The sequence below is a fragment of the Enterococcus cecorum genome (assembly GCF_052119425.1).
Taxonomy (GTDB): domain Bacteria; phylum Bacillota; class Bacilli; order Lactobacillales; family Enterococcaceae; genus Enterococcus_E; species Enterococcus_E cecorum_C.
On record NZ_JBQKFH010000046.1, the window covers coordinates 1 to 15,252 of the forward strand.

A 15,252-nucleotide genomic window follows, 5' to 3' on the forward strand; every position below is an offset into this window, starting at 1 on the left:
TAAGCATCGATTGAAGAAAGAAAAGAAAATAAAAAAAAGAGAGAAAGCATTCATAAAATAACTTTCTCTCCAATTGACTTAATTGCCAACAACACTACTTGACAAAGAGCCAAAATAACTTTCTCTCCAATTGACTTAATTGCCAACAACACTACTTGACAAAGAGCCGTTAATTTTTTATTAATGAATATTTATACTTGTTTTTCGAAGCGTTTTACGTGAAAGCCAAGGTAGTAATTTCGCATGCAATACTACAAAAACAACAGAAACAAAGGCGCCCTTAATGAGATTAAAAGGTACAATGCCAATTGCAATATACTTACTTAAAGCCATTCCTAGCATTTGATTGGCAGACAGTGAATAGAAATGTAAATAAAGTGGTGTAATCACAAAATAATTTGCCACACTCATGAATACAGTTAATGAACAAATTCCTATAAATAAACCTAAATAACGATTTGATTTTTTAGTCGTATCCTTGAAGAACACAAAAATCGGTAAAGCAAAAACCATACTAGCTAAAAAACTAGCTACATCACCAACCATATTGGCTGGATCAGCAATCCCTGTCGTTAATAGATGCAAGAACGAACGAATAAATGCCGTACTCACACCCGCTAGTGGACCGAATAAAAACATGCTCAATAAGACTGGGATATCACTAAAATCAATCTTAAGAAAACTAAAGGCTGGAAGTATTGGAAAAGCTAAATATTGTAATACTAACGCCATCGCAGCTAAAACAGCTACCCCCACTAATTTTTGAACTCTACTATTCTTCATAAAATTAATCCTCCTTACAAGGATTCATCTCCATGAATGAACCTATCTAACTACCTTTTTGTGTAAATAAGAAATCGTTTACTTCATTAAAAATAGCTGCGCAGCTAACATAACTGCTTCACATCCATAATGTAATCTGTGTTCAGCGACTAGCCACTTCGACGTATAAGCCACCCCGTCTGGAAAAGTCTTATCTTTTTCGACTTTCCCGACGTGTTGGAAAACCTTATCCGCTCGTGACTGAACAAGTCGCTTCACATCCATAAAATAAATACCCTATTTTTCCAGGGGAAAAATAGGGTACATCATTACACAAAAATAGAGTAAATCAAATACGCCAATCTTCTTTATCCAGACTATACTGTCGGTACTGGAATTTCACCAGCTCAGCCATTCAATAAGTAAACTTACTGAACAGGTCGTGGACTATCACCACCGGTCGGGAATTACACCCTGCCCCTGAAGACGAACCTTATTCTATATTTTTTCAAGTTCAGCTATATTATACACCTATTCAAAAATAAAACAACCTTTTTGCACAATTTATGTGAAATAAATTACAAATGGTTATTTTGATAAATGCAGCAAATGTTTGACTTCTTTATTAGTTAATGGGCGATATTGACCTGGACGAAGATTACCTAACGTTAAATCACCATAACCTTCACGTTTTAATTTCATCACCGGTAAATCTAAAGCTTTGAACATATTTTTGACTTGGTGATTTTTTCCTTCATGAATCATTAATTTCACAATACTTGTTCCATTGCTTTGATTGGTAGATAAAATCTCATAGCGAGCCGGCGCATAGTTCACTTTTTCATGGCGTAAACCTTTTGTTAATGGATAAAGCTTTTTAGAATCAGCTAAACCTTTGACTTTAGCCACATATGTTTTTTCCACTTCATGCTTAGGATGTGTTAAACGTTGGGCAAACTGACCATCATTCGTTAATAAAAGCAAACCTGATGTATCATAATCTAATCTTCCCACCGGATAAATTCTTTGCGTCACATCGGTGAAATAATCTGTCACAACGGCACGGCCCTTATCATCTTCAACAGCTGTGATTACGCCACGTGGTTTATAAAACATATAATAAACAGGTTCTTCTTGATAAATGGGGACATCATTGACACTTACTTCGTCAGTAGCGTTAACTTTTATGCCAAGTGTCGTCACTGTCTGACCATTCACTTTCACTTTGCCATCTAAAATCAGTTGCTCAGCTTTACGTCTAGAAGCCACCCCAGCATGAGCAATTACTTTCTGTAGTCTTTCCATCGTTTTCCTCTCTTCCATTATTCTTGTTCTAGGTTATCAGGATTTCCTTCTTCCTCTTCGGCCAATCCTTTAAATAATAACTGCGTTTGATTTTGCGCTAAATCAGCTTCCATTTCGGAAATATCTGGTAACTCTTCTATATTTTTCAAGCCAAAATAATCCATAAAATAAGCTGTTGTGCCATATATTCTAGGGCGACCCGGTGCTTCTAAGCGACCTTTTTCTTCAATTAGCTGAAAGTTTAGTAATTTTTGGATAGATGCGCTGGAATTAACCCCTCGAATTTGATCTACTTCCATACGCGTTAAAGGCTGTTTATACGCGATTACAGCCAAAGTTTCTAAAGCAGCTTGAGATAATCGAGCAGCCATTGGTGACTGACTATATTTTTGTAAAAGGTTTTGATATTTTCCCTTGGTCGTCATCATATAGCGGTTAGCATATTCTTTCAGTTCAATGGCACAGGTTTCATCTTCTTTATATTTTTGATTTAATTGTACTAAGCCTGCAAATACTTGTTCAGTGGATAAGGAAAGAACATAGCTGAGTTCATTGATGCTCATCCCTTCATCGCCTGCCACAAATAATAAAGCTTCCAATTGACTAATATCCAAAATTACACCTCCTCTACTCGATACAAATATAATGGCTCATAACTTGCTGCTTGTTGTACTTTAATTTGTTGATGTTTTAACAATTCCAATAATGCCATAAAAGTAATCACGATTTCGCTACGATTATACGTTGTTAATAAACTATCTAGTGTGACGCCTTGCTTTATTGGGACTTTTAACAATCTTTCTTGAATTTCGACCATCTTATCTTCAATACTAAACTCATCTGCCACCACGGTAGCCTCGACATTCATTTTACGCTTTTGTTTTTCCAAAATATGGTGAAAAGCCAAAAACAAATCAATGGTATTCACTTGATTTAAATCTAGGCGTACTTCTTGCTGGTACTCCTGTAAATCAGTGGGGCGTTTCGTATAAAATTGGCTCCGTTCCTCTGCTTTTTTAGATAATTCTTTAGCAGCATATTTATATTTACGGTACTCCAATAATTGCTCCACTAAAGCTTCTCTTGGGTCTTCCTCATATTGCGAGTCTTCATCAAAATCCACTTGTTGCGTTGGTAATAACATTTTACTTTTCATCGCCATCAAGGTTGCCGCCATCACAATATATTCACCAGCAATTTCTAATTCAAAAGTCTGCATGGCATGAAGATATTCTAAATATTGCTCCGTGATTTCAGCAATTGGAATATCATATATATCAATTTCTAACTTGTTTATCAAATGTAATAATAAGTCTAAAGGTCCTTCAAAACCTTCAAGCTTAAATTGTAATTCCAAATAGATACCTCATTTCTATGCTCTAGGGAAAAATTGTTGATAAGATTCACTTAATCGGCGCTTTGTTGCTTGCACATACATTTGTGTCGTTGATAAATCCACATGTCCAAGTAATTCTTGCACACTGGCTAAATCAGCGCCATTTTGTAAAAGATGGATGGCTAAACTATGCCGCAAAGTCTGTGGGGTTACAACCTTTTGAATACCTGATTGCGCGACATATTGCTTGATATTTTTCCACAGGCCTTGTCTTGTAAATGCTTTTCCTTGTTGGGTTAAAAAAAGAATCTGATTTTCTTGATGATTCATTAAAGATGGCCGTACATGGTATAGATACTTTCTCAACCATTTGACACATTCACTGCCCAAGGGTAATATACGCACTTTTTGCCCTTTTCCTTCAAATTCAAGATAGGCTAAATCTAAATGTACATTTTCAACCTTTAAGGCGATACACTCACTGACCCTTAAACCTGTAGCATATAACAACTCTAAAATAGCCCGATCACGAACGCCACGTAAACTTTTGGTATCTGGCAGTTGCAATAATTGATTCACTTCTTCAATCGTCAAATACTCGGGAACTTTAGGCGCAAGTTTTGCCATTTCGATGCTACTTGCTGGATTATGTGTAGTGATTTGTTGGAGTTGTAAGTATAAATGAAAATTTTTGATACTACTTAACATCCGCATAATAGAAGAAGTCGCACGCTTATCCTCTTGTAATTTGCGTAAAAATTGCTGTACATGGGCTTTTTGCACTTGCTCTAAATCGGTAATTTCTTTTTCTTTTAAAAATGCAAAATAATGCTTTAAATCTCGTTCATAACTCACTAATGAATTTTGAGCTAAATGTTTTTCGGTCGTTAAATAATGAAGATATGCCTGCAATTGAGTTTCCATCTTATAAACCCCTATCCTGAAAAAAGGGCAGAAGTAAGGAAAATTCCTTTAACTTCTCCCTTCCAATTGATGTTTTTCTTGACAGTTTTTACAGATGCCATGAAAAGTTAAGCGATGATCTTTTACTAGAAAATGATATCTTTTTTCCACGACTTCCTCAACGCTTCCTAATAAGTCCTCTTCAATCTCTTCAATATTACCACATTCTAAGCAAAGAAGATGATGATGGAAACGTTTGGCACCTTCTTTTCTTAAATCATAACGTGCAACACCGTCATTAAAGCTAACTTTGTCCACCACTTTTAATTCCGTTAAGATTTCTAACGTACGATATACAGTAGCTAAGCCAATATCAGGATTTTTACGTTTGACAAAAAAGTAGATTTCTTCTGCTGAGAGATGATCTTTCTCATTTTCAAGCAAAACTAATAACGTTGCCTCACGCTGGGGTGTTAATTTAAAGCCCGCATCATGCAACATTTTCTTTATTTTATTTAAGGTTGCCATTGTATTCATGACATGTACCCCCTACCATTTACACAAAATGCTCAATAAAAATTTTATAGTAGATTTGTCTTGCCGTCAACTTGTTCAATTAATTTTTGTTTCATCAAATGACCTAATGCACGCTTAAATTGACCCTTACTAATACCAAATAATTGTTTAATTTCTTCTGGTGAACTCTTATCTGTATATGGCATAGATTTCGTCGTGGATTGGTTTAGATAAGCTAAAATCATTTGTGCATCATCAGAAATGGCTTCATAACTCCTTGGCTTCATTGATAAATATAACACACCATCTTCACGTAAACCAATGACCCGTGCATCGACTAATTCTCCTAAGCGAGGTTCAGCATAGCGTTCACTTGGATGAATAAAGCCTAAATAATAATCTTGTGTTAATACATAGGTACCGGCCATTTTTAGACGATAAACCCGGGCTTTCACATCTTGATTATGCATTTGCTCCGTCGCTTTTCTACTCATAGCTTTAAAGATTTTTTCATCAGCCAAAGTTGCCCAAATACGATCTTTATCATCAATACGTAAACCAACTAAGAGTTCATCATCTACTTTTGGCCAAAGATTGGTTAAAGTTGGTAATTCATCTAAGGATAGTACCACCTCTTTATCTGGTAAACCAATATCTAAAAATACCCCTAAATCTTTACGCACTTCAGTCACTTTGCTAAAGGCATAATGACCTTGACGCACCTTAGGAATCTTAGTCGTCATCGCTAATTGTTGTTTTTGATTCACATAAGTAAACCCTTCTACCATCTGACCAAGAGAGGTTTGTACTTCATTTTTATGTAAGCGAAAAGTTTGCCCCTCTTTTTGAACAAAATAATAATTTTCATTTTCATCAATAACTAAACCACTGATGATAGTTGCTAATAAATGATTCATAAATTCTCCTTTATAAAAATAATCTGATCAAAGCAATCGATATAATACCCGTCACGACAATTTTCATTAAATCCTTACTATAGTATCCTACAAAAAGCGTGGGAATACAAGCAATCAATTCAGGAATTTTCAACTCTGGCCACTGATTTTCATGAAAGGTAAACAAACTTTGGAAGAAAAGGGCAGCTAAAATACTTAAAGGTAAATAACTCATAAACAGTTCTATCTTTTTAGGAAAATGAATTTTATTAGAAAATACAAATGGCAAAATTCTTGGTAGCCAAGTGACTAAGCCGCATAAAGCCATCAGTACTAGAAAATCAAGACTCATGCATCATCACCCCCACAAAGCAACCAATTAATGTAGAAGCTAATACAGCCACCTCAGCTGAGAAAAGGCGCATCAAAAGGATTAATGAACTAAAAATACTTATAAGTAAAATACTTGTTTGTAATGTTTTTGGTTTGAATGATCGTTCTACCTGGAATAAAAATAACCCTAAAAACATCGCAACGAGTGCAAAATCTAAGCCAAATGTTTCAGGACTATGGATGAATCCACCAAATAATGCCCCCGCCATCGTCGCAAAAATCCAACTCAGATAGGCCGTTAGATTAAGTCCGTGCATCCATTGACTCGTCACGCTTTTATTTTTTAATAATTCGACCGTTAAGACCCCATAGGATTCATCTGTTAATAACGTTCCTAAACCGATGCGATTGAATAAATTTACTTGTTTAAAATGTTGGGCTACTGATAAGCTCATCAAAAAATGGCGAAAATTGACCATAAAGACAGTTAATACAATACTAGATATTGGTGCATTTAAAGCTAACAGACCACAAATAATAAATTGGGCACTACCCGCATAGACCAGAATCGACATCATTCCTACTTGTATCACTGATAGACCTACACCTTTACCTACCACTCCCATGGCAAAACCAATACCAATATAACCTAGTACAGTAGGTAAACAATCTTTCACACCTTGCCTAAATGTTAAACCTAACTGCATAAAAAAACTCCCTTTTTCAAATATGATGTTCTTATCATATCGAAAAAAGAGAGTTCTGGCAATATGAAATTATTTATCACGACTAGCGAATCGTGTGGTCATTACCATTTCCTTTATAAAATCCAGTTTTACAATTAATAGTTACAACATAAATTGGGTTTTTGCTACTTGCATTTGGGAATTTTGCACTCGGCATTACTGCAAACAAATTATAGTAACCTTCCTGATTTTCAATACGTACACGTTCAAGAACGTAACCACCGCTTACAATATAGCCTCTACTGATACAAGCTTGTAATACACGATCCTGTACACCATCAGCCCATTGCCATGCAGAATTATTCACATCTTGCAAATCAGAAGGTCGACTAGCAATCAAGGGTTGATTAGCGTTTTGATGCGTACTCTGTGGAGACAAGATTTCACTTTGCTCATTAATTCTAGAAGTATAAATTGGTTGTGTATTGACAGGATTAGATTGAATCTGTACTACAGGACTTGAAGTTGCTGCTTGTGTAGATTTTCCATCAGAATTACTTGGATTCTGAGAACTTTCAGCATCATCTTTTTTAGCAGCTTGCTCATTTTTAGTAAGTGCTTGATCAATTGTCTGCAGTTGTTTTTCCATCTCATCCTTTTGCTTACTGTCTACTAATTGTTCAACTAATTTTTTGGCCTGCTGATATTTTTCACGAGTTACTGAACTTGCTAATATCCCATTTTTATAACCATCTGAAAGTTCTTTAGTTGCTGTTTGGGCTTTTTCATAATTTGTATATGCTTTTTGTCCAAATAGAATAGCTTCGTTTGCTAACTTATCAAAGGAAGATTCAGGGTTACTAATCAACTTCATATCAAATTTCTTCGAATAATCTAAAGCTGCGTGTTTATTCAACTTACCTTCTTTTAACACTGGTGAAGTAAAGTAATCATTAATTTCCTGTACTTTTAGCAATTGTTCTTTTGCATCCGCTAATTGCTTCTTAAGCTTCTGATAATCTTTTTGACCATCAAAATTTTTCAACTCTTTTTCAAGTTCATTAATCTCTGCCAACGTTACAGAATCCTTTAAATATGATGCTTGTTTAGTAGTGTATAGATTGTTTATTTTTTTGGCTAATTGACTTACCTGTTTATTTATTTGTTCAATTATATGCTGTTCACTATCTTTCTGACGTTGGTAATGTGAATAATAAAACCCTCCGCCAACTAGTAATACTGTCGCTCCAACAAGTGCAATATTACGCCATTTTTTTGATGAAGTCTCATTGTCACTCTCACTTTCTTGTTCAAATGAGGATTTTGGTTGATTAAATTCATCAATTTTTTTCATGGCAAGAGCTATAGGATCCTCATCGGATTCCGGTAATGTATCTTCTATATAATCCGAATCAAATTGAGGACGATTCGCCTTTTGATTCTCAATTACATCATGATTATCCAATGATTCATTATCTGGATTAGTCGAATCATCTAATTCCCCTAATTGCTTTTTCGTCTCTTTATTTGCGTTATGCATTTCAAGATAACTCGCCAAAATTGGATTTTCTTCTAATGAAGAGTTTTGTGCTTCTGACAATTTTTCTTTATGCATCAACACAAAATCAGCTAACTGAGTTTCGGATTCATCTGGAAAATCACTATCAGTTGTTAGTGCGCTATTTATTTCAGCAATTTCATTATCTGCTAATTGAACATCATGCTCTTCAGCTAAATTTTTCATCACTTTACCGATAGGCTCGTCTTGTAAGTCGGACCATACGATATCATCATTTAATTCTTTTGTGTCTTCAAAATTTATTGCTTCTACTTCATCAATGAACGCATTTTCTTGCGTGGCTACATTGTTTTCTTTCGAATCATGAGTCAATTTTTCGGTGATATTTTCTTTTATTTCAATCCCGCAATTAGGACAAATTAAATCTTGTTCCACCGGTTCAAAACCACAATTTGGGCATCGATTATTCAAAAAAAATCGCTCCTTATTTTATAAAATCATTTACTAGTTTAAAATGATACCTTTTTTAAACTCTCATTCTTTAATTTATCACAACTTATTAGTAAAAACCAATGCATTTTATAAAAAATTATATTTCAAATTGATTAAAAATACAGAAAACCAAAAGGACTTACCTCAATCAAAAAAAGAAAGAAAGGGTAAGTCCAAAAAATATTATTCTAAGAAATCTTTCAATTGTTTTGAACGTGAAGGATGGCGTAATTTACGTAATGCTTTTGCCTCGATTTGTCGAATACGTTCACGGGTTACTCCAAATACTTTCCCTACTTCTTCTAATGTACGTGTACGACCGTCATCAATACCAAAGCGTAAACGTAAAACATTTTCCTCACGATCAGTCAATGTATCAAGTACATCTTCTAATTGCTCTTTTAAGAGTTCATAAGCCGCATGTTCAGCTGGTGAAGTAGCTTCTTGGTCTTCGATAAAGTCACCTAAATGTGAGTCATCTTCTTCACCAATTGGCGTTTCCAAGGATACTGGCTCTTGCGCAATTTTTAGAATTTCACGTACTTTTTCTGTTGGCATTTCCATTTTTTCGGCAATTTGTTCTGGTGTAGGTTCTTTGCCTAATTCTTGTAACAATTGACGTTGGATACGAATTAATTTATTAATCGTTTCAACCATATGCACCGGGATACGGATAGTTCTCGCTTGATCAGCAATCGCCCGCGTAATCGCTTGACGAATCCACCAAGTAGCATAAGTAGAAAATTTGAATCCTTTACGATAATCAAATTTTTCAACAGCCTTCATCAAGCCCATATTACCTTCTTGAATTAAGTCTAAAAACTGCATGCCGCGTCCAACATAGCGTTTAGCAATACTTACTACTAATCGTAAATTGGCTTCAGCTAGACGTTGTTTTGCTTCTTGATCGCCTTGTTCAATCTTTAAGGCTAAAGAAACTTCTTCATCAGCTGTTAATAATGGAACACGACCAATTTCTTTTAAATACATTCTTACAGGATCATTAATTTTGACTCCTGTAGGTGCAGATAAATCACGGTCATCTACTTCCTCTTCTTCTGCATGTTTTTGATTGCTTTTAAGTGAGTGAATAGATGGTTCGCCATTTTCATCGACTACACTTATTCCAGAGTCTTCTACTTTTTGAATTAATTGATCCATCGCATCAGCATCTAAAGAATAAGGTACGACTAATTGGTTTGATAAGTCATCATACAAAACTTGACCTTTATAGCGATTTTCACGAATAAATTGGTCAACGGCTTGTTCATATGATTTTTGTGGTTTTTCAGACATTGAGAAGTCCCCTTTCATCTATTGACTCATTTGTTTCAATTGTTTCGTTAATTGAATAATCTCAACAGCTAATCTTAATTCTAAATCTGTTTGATGCTGTTGTCTAGCTAATTGTTGTTCATTTTTCTTTGTAATCAGTAACTCTTGAAGTCGATGTTTCTTTATTAGCGTGATAACATCGTGCCATTCTTGTTCATTCATTTCTTTTGGAACATTCATATTCGCAATTTCAACAACTTTTCCACGCAAATGATTTTCCTGTAATACATCCAAAAATTGTTGAATAGTGAAAGTATCCTGACCATCAAGAATACTATCAAATAATACATATATTTCTTGATAAATCTCATCAATGAAAAATACTTCATCGGCTTTTAAGCGCTGATTCAGTGTAGGATTATTGAAAAGTCGGTATAGTAATAATTCTTGTGCTTTTTGTAATTGTGTTTTTTTCACAACTACTTGAACGGAAATCTTCGGTGCTTGATTAACTGGCAGATTTTCCTCTACTGGCAAATCATACTGCACCGTCGCAATAGAGCTTGGTAATTGAATTTCAGAAAGTTGTTGCTGTAAGGCATCGCGACTTACATTAAATTCAAGTGCTAACTGATTTAAATATCTATCTTGCTCAATGACTGAATCGACTTTTTTCAATTCAAATAGCAATTCATTTAGATAAGTAATTTGCTCTTGATCATTTTCTAAATTCCTACCAGCTCTTTTGTATTGCATCATAAATTGAAAAACTGATTGCCGTGAGTGTTGTGCTAATTGAACAAAAGATTCTGATCCATATTTTTTAACATATTCATCTGGGTCCAATCGGTCAGGTAGGCTGACAATTAAAATTTTTAACTGACTTTGTTCTTCAAACAGCGAAACGGCGCGATATATCGCATGTTGACCCGCTTGATCGCCATCATAACAAAGAACAACTTGATTAACCAATTTATCCATACGGCGAATTTGTTGATCAGTTAAGCTAGTACCCATTGACGCTAAACCATTGGGAATGCCACTTTTATACGCTGCAATAACATCCATAAAGCCTTCAAATAAATAGACTTCTTGATTTTTTCGCATAGTACCCTTTGCCCGATGTAAATTAAATAGCACTTCACGCTTGTTAAATATCTCACCTTCAGGACTATTCAAATACTTAGGCTGACGCTTATCGTTTGCCTCATCATTTGTTGGTAAATAGCGACCAGAAAAAGCAATAATCCGACCATGCTCATCTTGAATAGGAAACATAACTCGTGAATAAAAACGATCCATGAACCTGCCATCTTCTAACTGGATAAACAGGCCTGAAGCACCCATTTGCTCTTTAGTATATCCTCTTTGCTCAAAAACTTTAACCAAGAAATCCCGACGATCTGGAGCAAAACCAATTTGAAATTCTTCTAGCAATTCGCTATCTAACTGCCTTTTTTCTAAATAAGTCCGAGCTACTTCACCAATTTGGGTATTTTTCAATATATGTTGATAAACTTCGCAAGCTTGTTGATTCATTTGATATAAGTAGTCATTTTTATTATGGCTAGCTTGCTTTGCTGCAGTCGTATACTGGGTACTTAACGGAATTCCTTCCATTTCAGCCACTCTTACAACCGCTTCTTGAAAACTAACACCTTCTAATTCTTGAATAAAATTAAAAACGTTTCCGCCACGTCCACAACCAAAACAGTAATAAAACTGACGGTCACCTGCTACAGAAAAAGAAGGAGTATGCTCTTCGTGAAAAGGACATAAGCCTGAGTAGTTTTTCCCAGCTTTTTTTAACTGAACATATTGCCCAATAATGTTTACAATATCCGTTTTCTCACGGATTTCATCTATAACTTGCTGTGGTATTCTTGCCATTTGGTCACCTTCATTCATTATTCGATTAAGTTTCACAAGAAGGACCTACGCCAAATATGTACAAACATATGATAAAAAATGCGTTAAACCTATCATGAATTTGCATTAACCTTTAATCTAAATCTCATAAAAATCACGCCCTAGACGAAATTTTTCTCAAATTTTGTGCTAGGACGCGAATTTGTCATCTTAGACAAGTTGGTGTTACTTTTGCATGATTTCATTCTCAAAATCTAGACAATATACCATACTATTCATTATAAGCGCGTTTTTGCTATTTTTCAAGCAATTCACTTAATTAAATGAATTATTTTTTCATAACTTTCATATTGATATTGGTTCCACTTGACAATTTTGGCATAATAGTAGTTCCCACCGTTATGATAGAGATACCCCCCATTGTGAAAAATTGAAAAAATATGAAGATATCGATAACGTTTTCCCTCAGTATTTCCTAACGCTGGCGCCAAGACCTCTTTTGAATATTTTTCTGCCAATTCTTGCGTATGGTGCTTGCCGTGATTGGCCACATAGTCAATATAATCCATCCCATAATTATATGCCTGAAGTACAGTAGAATAATCACAGCCACGAACTTGCGCATAATCTAATAATTCTTTGAAATGCTTGGTCCCTTGTTTAATACTTTGCTCCTTATTTTCTAATTGTCCGACTTGTTTTGTGAGACTTTCAGAACTTTGCATCACATCCTGACCAGTTCCTTTACTTTCAGTCATCATTATCGCTAAAATGGTCGATTGATATTTTTCAATTCCTGCTTCTTTTGTAATCTTTGCGACAAGCCCTTGATAACTGCGCACATGCTTAATCACTTGAACGCGTTGATAAATGATAAATCCTCCTAAAAATAAGAAAAATAATAGCATCAGCAGCATGAACTTCTTAAATATTTTTTTCATCGTATTGATTGCTCGCTTCGTTTATTTCCCAAAACAACTATAATTTTGTTGATATATCTTCCACATTTTTAATCATCACTGAAATCGTACCATCAGGTTGATTGACAAACTCCAGTAAATTAGGATCTTGATAGACATCCATTGGTATAATCATTTCAATACCGTTTGATAGTTTAAGCTTTTGTTTATTATATTTCTTTTCGCTAACCTCTTTCACATTAGCAATTAAAGGTGCCGCGGCACTGACTCCTTTTTCGGCCACCTTTTCTTGAAAGGCTAACTGAGCAGTAATGTTTTCTTTAAACACTGATTCAGCAATTTCTTTCGGTTCAATATAACCATTTTGATCAATGGATTCAACGATTGCTTGTTTGACCTTTGCCACGACTTGATAATCTTCATCGGCAAACTCACTGCCGATTTTACTGGCTACTTTTTTAATTGCTTTGACATTTTCCTCCAAAGATAGACTCGGTACTTGAGCAATAAATTCAGTAGAGAAATAGGCCTTTTTCTCACCTGAAAATTGATAGCGTTTCTCTAACAATTGAAAATCAAAGCTCAGCAAATTTATAATGACGCCTTCATCGACTTTTTGCGTTTTATTTGGTAAAATCGCTTGGTGCAAAATAAATTGATTGTATAAACCTTCTTCTGTTTGATCTAGAAAATGCGTATACCCTTGTGAATAATTCAATTTCAAAAAAGCTAAATAAGGCGTCGTATCTAGCTCATATTTCGCTACGATAATATCACAAGAAGGAGCCTCCTCACTTTGTTGATAGCTTTGATACCAGAGATTAACTAATTGCTGACTCATCATTTTAAGTTCTGTTTGTTGAGCTAGAATTTGCCCGATGTCACTGGCTAAATCAATCTGACCCGCTTTGGATTGGGGAGAATACATTTTTGTGATTTTCTTTTCGATATATTCACGTAAATAATCTTTACTTAAATCTAGGGGTAACTCCGATAACACTGGATCTCCCGCCTGACGATCGACAATATGTAAATATGCTTCTTTTAAATAAATATCCATTTGTTTAACCTTTCTTTTTTATCATTTAACTAGTTTACCTAAAAATTCATTGCTTGAAAAGAAAAATCCACAGACTTAATGAAGTTTTAAAAAGAGAGACTGCAATGAAAAGTCAAAGAAAATATTTGTCTTTTTACCTATTTATTGATAAACTAATAAGCGATGTGCTTTATTTTTTGTGGAAAGAAGTGGATGGTCCATGTATACAAGACTTGAAGAATTACCAGCATATATCAAAAAAGCCTTCTCAGCTGATTTTGTCTTTTTGATTTATCCTGAAAAAATTCAACATTTTCCTGCTAGAAACTATTCCAAGCAACAATTTATCAATGAATTAAATCAACGCTTAGGAAAGTATGAATTATTCACTTGGGAAAACATGGCTGTAGCATACCAAAAAGAGATGGATTGCTATGCTATTATTCCTAAATTTTCTGATTTAACGATTGAAACATCTAACCAAACATCTTTGTCTGATGAATAATTATTTATGAACGATTGAAAGGAGTTTTTATGAAAAAGAAAAACTTAAAAAAATTACTGAAAAATTTTCGACCATCAATGGAACAAACCAAAAATCGATTATTCCGTGAATTAGAAAATAAAGCATTAAACCAATATCAAATGCCGATTAAAGTGTACACTTATAAAAATCGGAAAAACGAACTTTTTATCGAATTTCTTGGCCAAACAACAAAGGATAAATTATTGACTGTGCCGCTTGATAAAACGTTTGACACCATCATTAAACGTATTCAAAATGAAGAACCAGGCTTATTTGAGCAATTTAGTTCAAATTTAGTAGAAGAAATCGTTACATATTGGTATCAAGCACCAAAACGTCCGAATACAGAAAATCAACAAACACCTGTTGAAGTAACTGAAGATGTTAAACCTGCGCAAGAAGAAGTGAAACAAGAAGTAGTAAAAGAAGAAAAAATAGCTGAAGTAGCACCAACAACTGATACTACTGATGAAAAAGAAAAAGCGACTCACAGTGGTTACGATGAATTTGTTGAAAAAATCACTGCTTTTCCAAAATTTACTGTCAAAAAATTAGCAGATGAAATTCAAGTGATTGAACAAGCAGCAAACGAACGTCTTTTAGCAACCATTTCAACTTCACAAGTCGGACAATTCACCATTGAATCAGCTTTAGAGCGTAAATATAAATTAAAACTTGAAGTCATTCCGGTGATTGAAGACTTTGCAAACACGCCACTTGAAAATCGATAATATTAATAAAACGAGTGAAATCCAAAAAAATGAGGCTCTTTGTCAAGTAGTGTTGTTGGCAATTAAGTCAATTGGAGAGAAAGTTATTTTATGAATGCTTTCTCTCTTTTTTTTATTTTCTTTTCTTTCTTCAATCGATGCTTA

17 protein-coding genes and 1 riboswitch are annotated in these 15,252 nt (G+C 34.6%); of the genes, 2 read left to right on the top strand and 15 right to left on the bottom strand.

Going from position 1 to position 15,252, the window contains the following annotated elements; all coding sequences use genetic code 11:
- Positions 1-180: 180 nt before the first annotated feature.
- The 15 genes from ACTQZM_RS10190 to ACTQZM_RS10260 form a co-directional block, all read right to left on the bottom strand.
- On the bottom strand, positions 181-783 hold the full coding sequence (locus ACTQZM_RS10190; RefSeq protein ID WP_113785203.1) for an ECF transporter S component: 603 nt from the start codon (positions 781-783) through the stop codon (positions 181-183).
- A gap of 78 nt (positions 784-861) precedes the next feature.
- Positions 862-1,047: a hypothetical protein gene (locus tag ACTQZM_RS10195; RefSeq protein ID WP_060470872.1), complete on the bottom strand. Its 186-nt coding sequence runs from the start codon at positions 1,045-1,047 to the stop codon at positions 862-864.
- A 72-nt stretch (positions 1,048-1,119) separates the two neighbouring features.
- A riboswitch (FMN riboswitch) is annotated at positions 1,120-1,254 on the bottom strand.
- 96 nt (positions 1,255-1,350) lie between these two features.
- Positions 1,351-2,067, bottom strand: coding sequence for a pseudouridine synthase (locus ACTQZM_RS10200; RefSeq protein ID WP_441653697.1), 717 nt, complete (start codon positions 2,065-2,067; stop codon positions 1,351-1,353).
- A gap of 17 nt (positions 2,068-2,084) precedes the next feature.
- Positions 2,085-2,681 (bottom strand): SMC-Scp complex subunit ScpB, encoded by a 597-nt coding sequence (gene scpB, locus ACTQZM_RS10205; protein ID WP_113785205.1) that lies wholly within the window; start codon positions 2,679-2,681, stop codon positions 2,085-2,087.
- Between the two features lie 2 nt (positions 2,682-2,683).
- Positions 2,684-3,424 carry a segregation/condensation protein A gene (locus ACTQZM_RS10210; RefSeq protein ID WP_047341212.1) on the bottom strand — a complete coding sequence of 247 codons (741 nt, stop codon included), beginning with the start codon at positions 3,422-3,424 and terminating at the stop codon, positions 2,684-2,686.
- A gap of 15 nt (positions 3,425-3,439) precedes the next feature.
- Complete coding sequence (xerD, locus tag ACTQZM_RS10215; RefSeq protein ID WP_113836968.1) at positions 3,440-4,327, bottom strand: site-specific tyrosine recombinase XerD; 888 nt, start codon at positions 4,325-4,327, stop codon at positions 3,440-3,442.
- 48 nt (positions 4,328-4,375) lie between these two features.
- Complete coding sequence (fur, locus tag ACTQZM_RS10220; protein WP_047334048.1) at positions 4,376-4,843, bottom strand: ferric iron uptake transcriptional regulator; 468 nt, start codon at positions 4,841-4,843, stop codon at positions 4,376-4,378.
- 44 nt (positions 4,844-4,887) lie between these two features.
- Positions 4,888-5,739 carry a CvfB family protein gene (locus ACTQZM_RS10225; protein WP_441653698.1) on the bottom strand — a complete coding sequence of 284 codons (852 nt, stop codon included), beginning with the start codon at positions 5,737-5,739 and terminating at the stop codon, positions 4,888-4,890.
- 10 nt (positions 5,740-5,749) lie between these two features.
- Positions 5,750-6,070, bottom strand: a complete 321-nt coding sequence (locus tag ACTQZM_RS10230; protein WP_016252438.1) for an AzlD domain-containing protein — start codon at positions 6,068-6,070, stop codon at positions 5,750-5,752.
- Positions 6,060-6,758, bottom strand: coding sequence for an AzlC family ABC transporter permease (locus ACTQZM_RS10235; RefSeq protein ID WP_441653699.1), 699 nt, complete (start codon positions 6,756-6,758; stop codon positions 6,060-6,062). Before ACTQZM_RS10235 ends, ACTQZM_RS10230 begins: the two co-directional genes overlap by 11 nt.
- An 82-nt stretch (positions 6,759-6,840) precedes the next feature.
- Positions 6,841-8,727: a cell division site-positioning protein MapZ family protein gene (locus ACTQZM_RS10240; protein ID WP_441653700.1), complete on the bottom strand. Its 1,887-nt coding sequence runs from the start codon at positions 8,725-8,727 to the stop codon at positions 6,841-6,843.
- A 204-nt stretch (positions 8,728-8,931) separates the two neighbouring features.
- Positions 8,932-10,044, bottom strand: coding sequence for an RNA polymerase sigma factor RpoD (gene rpoD, locus ACTQZM_RS10245; protein WP_047242425.1), 1,113 nt, complete (start codon positions 10,042-10,044; stop codon positions 8,932-8,934).
- A gap of 18 nt (positions 10,045-10,062) precedes the next feature.
- Complete coding sequence (gene dnaG, locus ACTQZM_RS10250; protein ID WP_441653701.1) at positions 10,063-11,913, bottom strand: DNA primase; 1,851 nt, start codon at positions 11,911-11,913, stop codon at positions 10,063-10,065.
- A 290-nt stretch (positions 11,914-12,203) separates the two neighbouring features.
- Positions 12,204-12,833 (bottom strand): lysozyme family protein, encoded by a 630-nt coding sequence (locus tag ACTQZM_RS10255; RefSeq protein WP_441653702.1) that lies wholly within the window; start codon positions 12,831-12,833, stop codon positions 12,204-12,206.
- Positions 12,834-12,870: 37 nt separating this feature from the next.
- Positions 12,871-13,872, bottom strand: coding sequence for a nucleoid-associated protein (locus ACTQZM_RS10260; protein ID WP_441653703.1), 1,002 nt, complete (start codon positions 13,870-13,872; stop codon positions 12,871-12,873).
- A gap of 199 nt (positions 13,873-14,071) precedes the next feature.
- On the opposite strand from ACTQZM_RS10260, the gene ACTQZM_RS10265 reads away from it, so the two are divergent.
- The gene (locus ACTQZM_RS10265) at positions 14,072-14,356 is read left to right on the top strand and encodes a hypothetical protein (protein WP_113836975.1); all 285 of its coding nucleotides are present in this window, start codon (positions 14,072-14,074) and stop codon (positions 14,354-14,356) included.
- Positions 14,357-14,385: 29 nt separating this feature from the next.
- A complete protein-coding gene (locus ACTQZM_RS10270; protein ID WP_289538296.1) occupies positions 14,386-15,108 on the top strand; it encodes a hypothetical protein in 723 nt (240 codons plus the stop codon).
- Positions 15,109-15,252: the final 144 nt, after the last annotated feature.

What these genes read in the sequence shown, in the direction of transcription:
- ACTQZM_RS10190 (WP_113785203.1), bottom strand. Translation starts at nt 783, where the DNA reads ATGAAGAATAGTAGAGTTCAAAAATTAGTGGGGGTAGCTGTTTTAGCT.
- ACTQZM_RS10195 (WP_060470872.1), bottom strand. Translation starts at nt 1,047, where the DNA reads ATGGATGTGAAGCGACTTGTTCAGTCACGAGCGGATAAGGTTTTCCAA.
- ACTQZM_RS10200 (WP_441653697.1), bottom strand. Translation starts at nt 2,067, where the DNA reads ATGGAAAGACTACAGAAAGTAATTGCTCATGCTGGGGTGGCTTCTAGA.
- xerD (WP_113836968.1), bottom strand. Translation starts at nt 4,327, where the DNA reads ATGGAAACTCAATTGCAGGCATATCTTCATTATTTAACGACCGAAAAA.
- fur (WP_047334048.1), bottom strand. Translation starts at nt 4,843, where the DNA reads ATGAATACAATGGCAACCTTAAATAAAATAAAGAAAATGTTGCATGAT.
- ACTQZM_RS10225 (WP_441653698.1), bottom strand. Translation starts at nt 5,739, where the DNA reads ATGAATCATTTATTAGCAACTATCATCAGTGGTTTAGTTATTGATGAA.
- ACTQZM_RS10230 (WP_016252438.1), bottom strand. Translation starts at nt 6,070, where the DNA reads ATGAGTCTTGATTTTCTAGTACTGATGGCTTTATGCGGCTTAGTCACT.
- ACTQZM_RS10235 (WP_441653699.1), bottom strand. Translation starts at nt 6,758, where the DNA reads ATGCAGTTAGGTTTAACATTTAGGCAAGGTGTGAAAGATTGTTTACCT.
- rpoD (WP_047242425.1), bottom strand. Translation starts at nt 10,044, where the DNA reads ATGTCTGAAAAACCACAAAAATCATATGAACAAGCCGTTGACCAATTT.
- dnaG (WP_441653701.1), bottom strand. Translation starts at nt 11,913, where the DNA reads ATGGCAAGAATACCACAGCAAGTTATAGATGAAATCCGTGAGAAAACG.
- ACTQZM_RS10255 (WP_441653702.1), bottom strand. Translation starts at nt 12,833, where the DNA reads ATGAAAAAAATATTTAAGAAGTTCATGCTGCTGATGCTATTATTTTTC.
- ACTQZM_RS10260 (WP_441653703.1), bottom strand. Translation starts at nt 13,872, where the DNA reads ATGGATATTTATTTAAAAGAAGCATATTTACATATTGTCGATCGTCAG.
- ACTQZM_RS10265 (WP_113836975.1), top strand. Translation starts at nt 14,072, where the DNA reads ATGTATACAAGACTTGAAGAATTACCAGCATATATCAAAAAAGCCTTC.
- ACTQZM_RS10270 (WP_289538296.1), top strand. Translation starts at nt 14,386, where the DNA reads ATGAAAAAGAAAAACTTAAAAAAATTACTGAAAAATTTTCGACCATCA.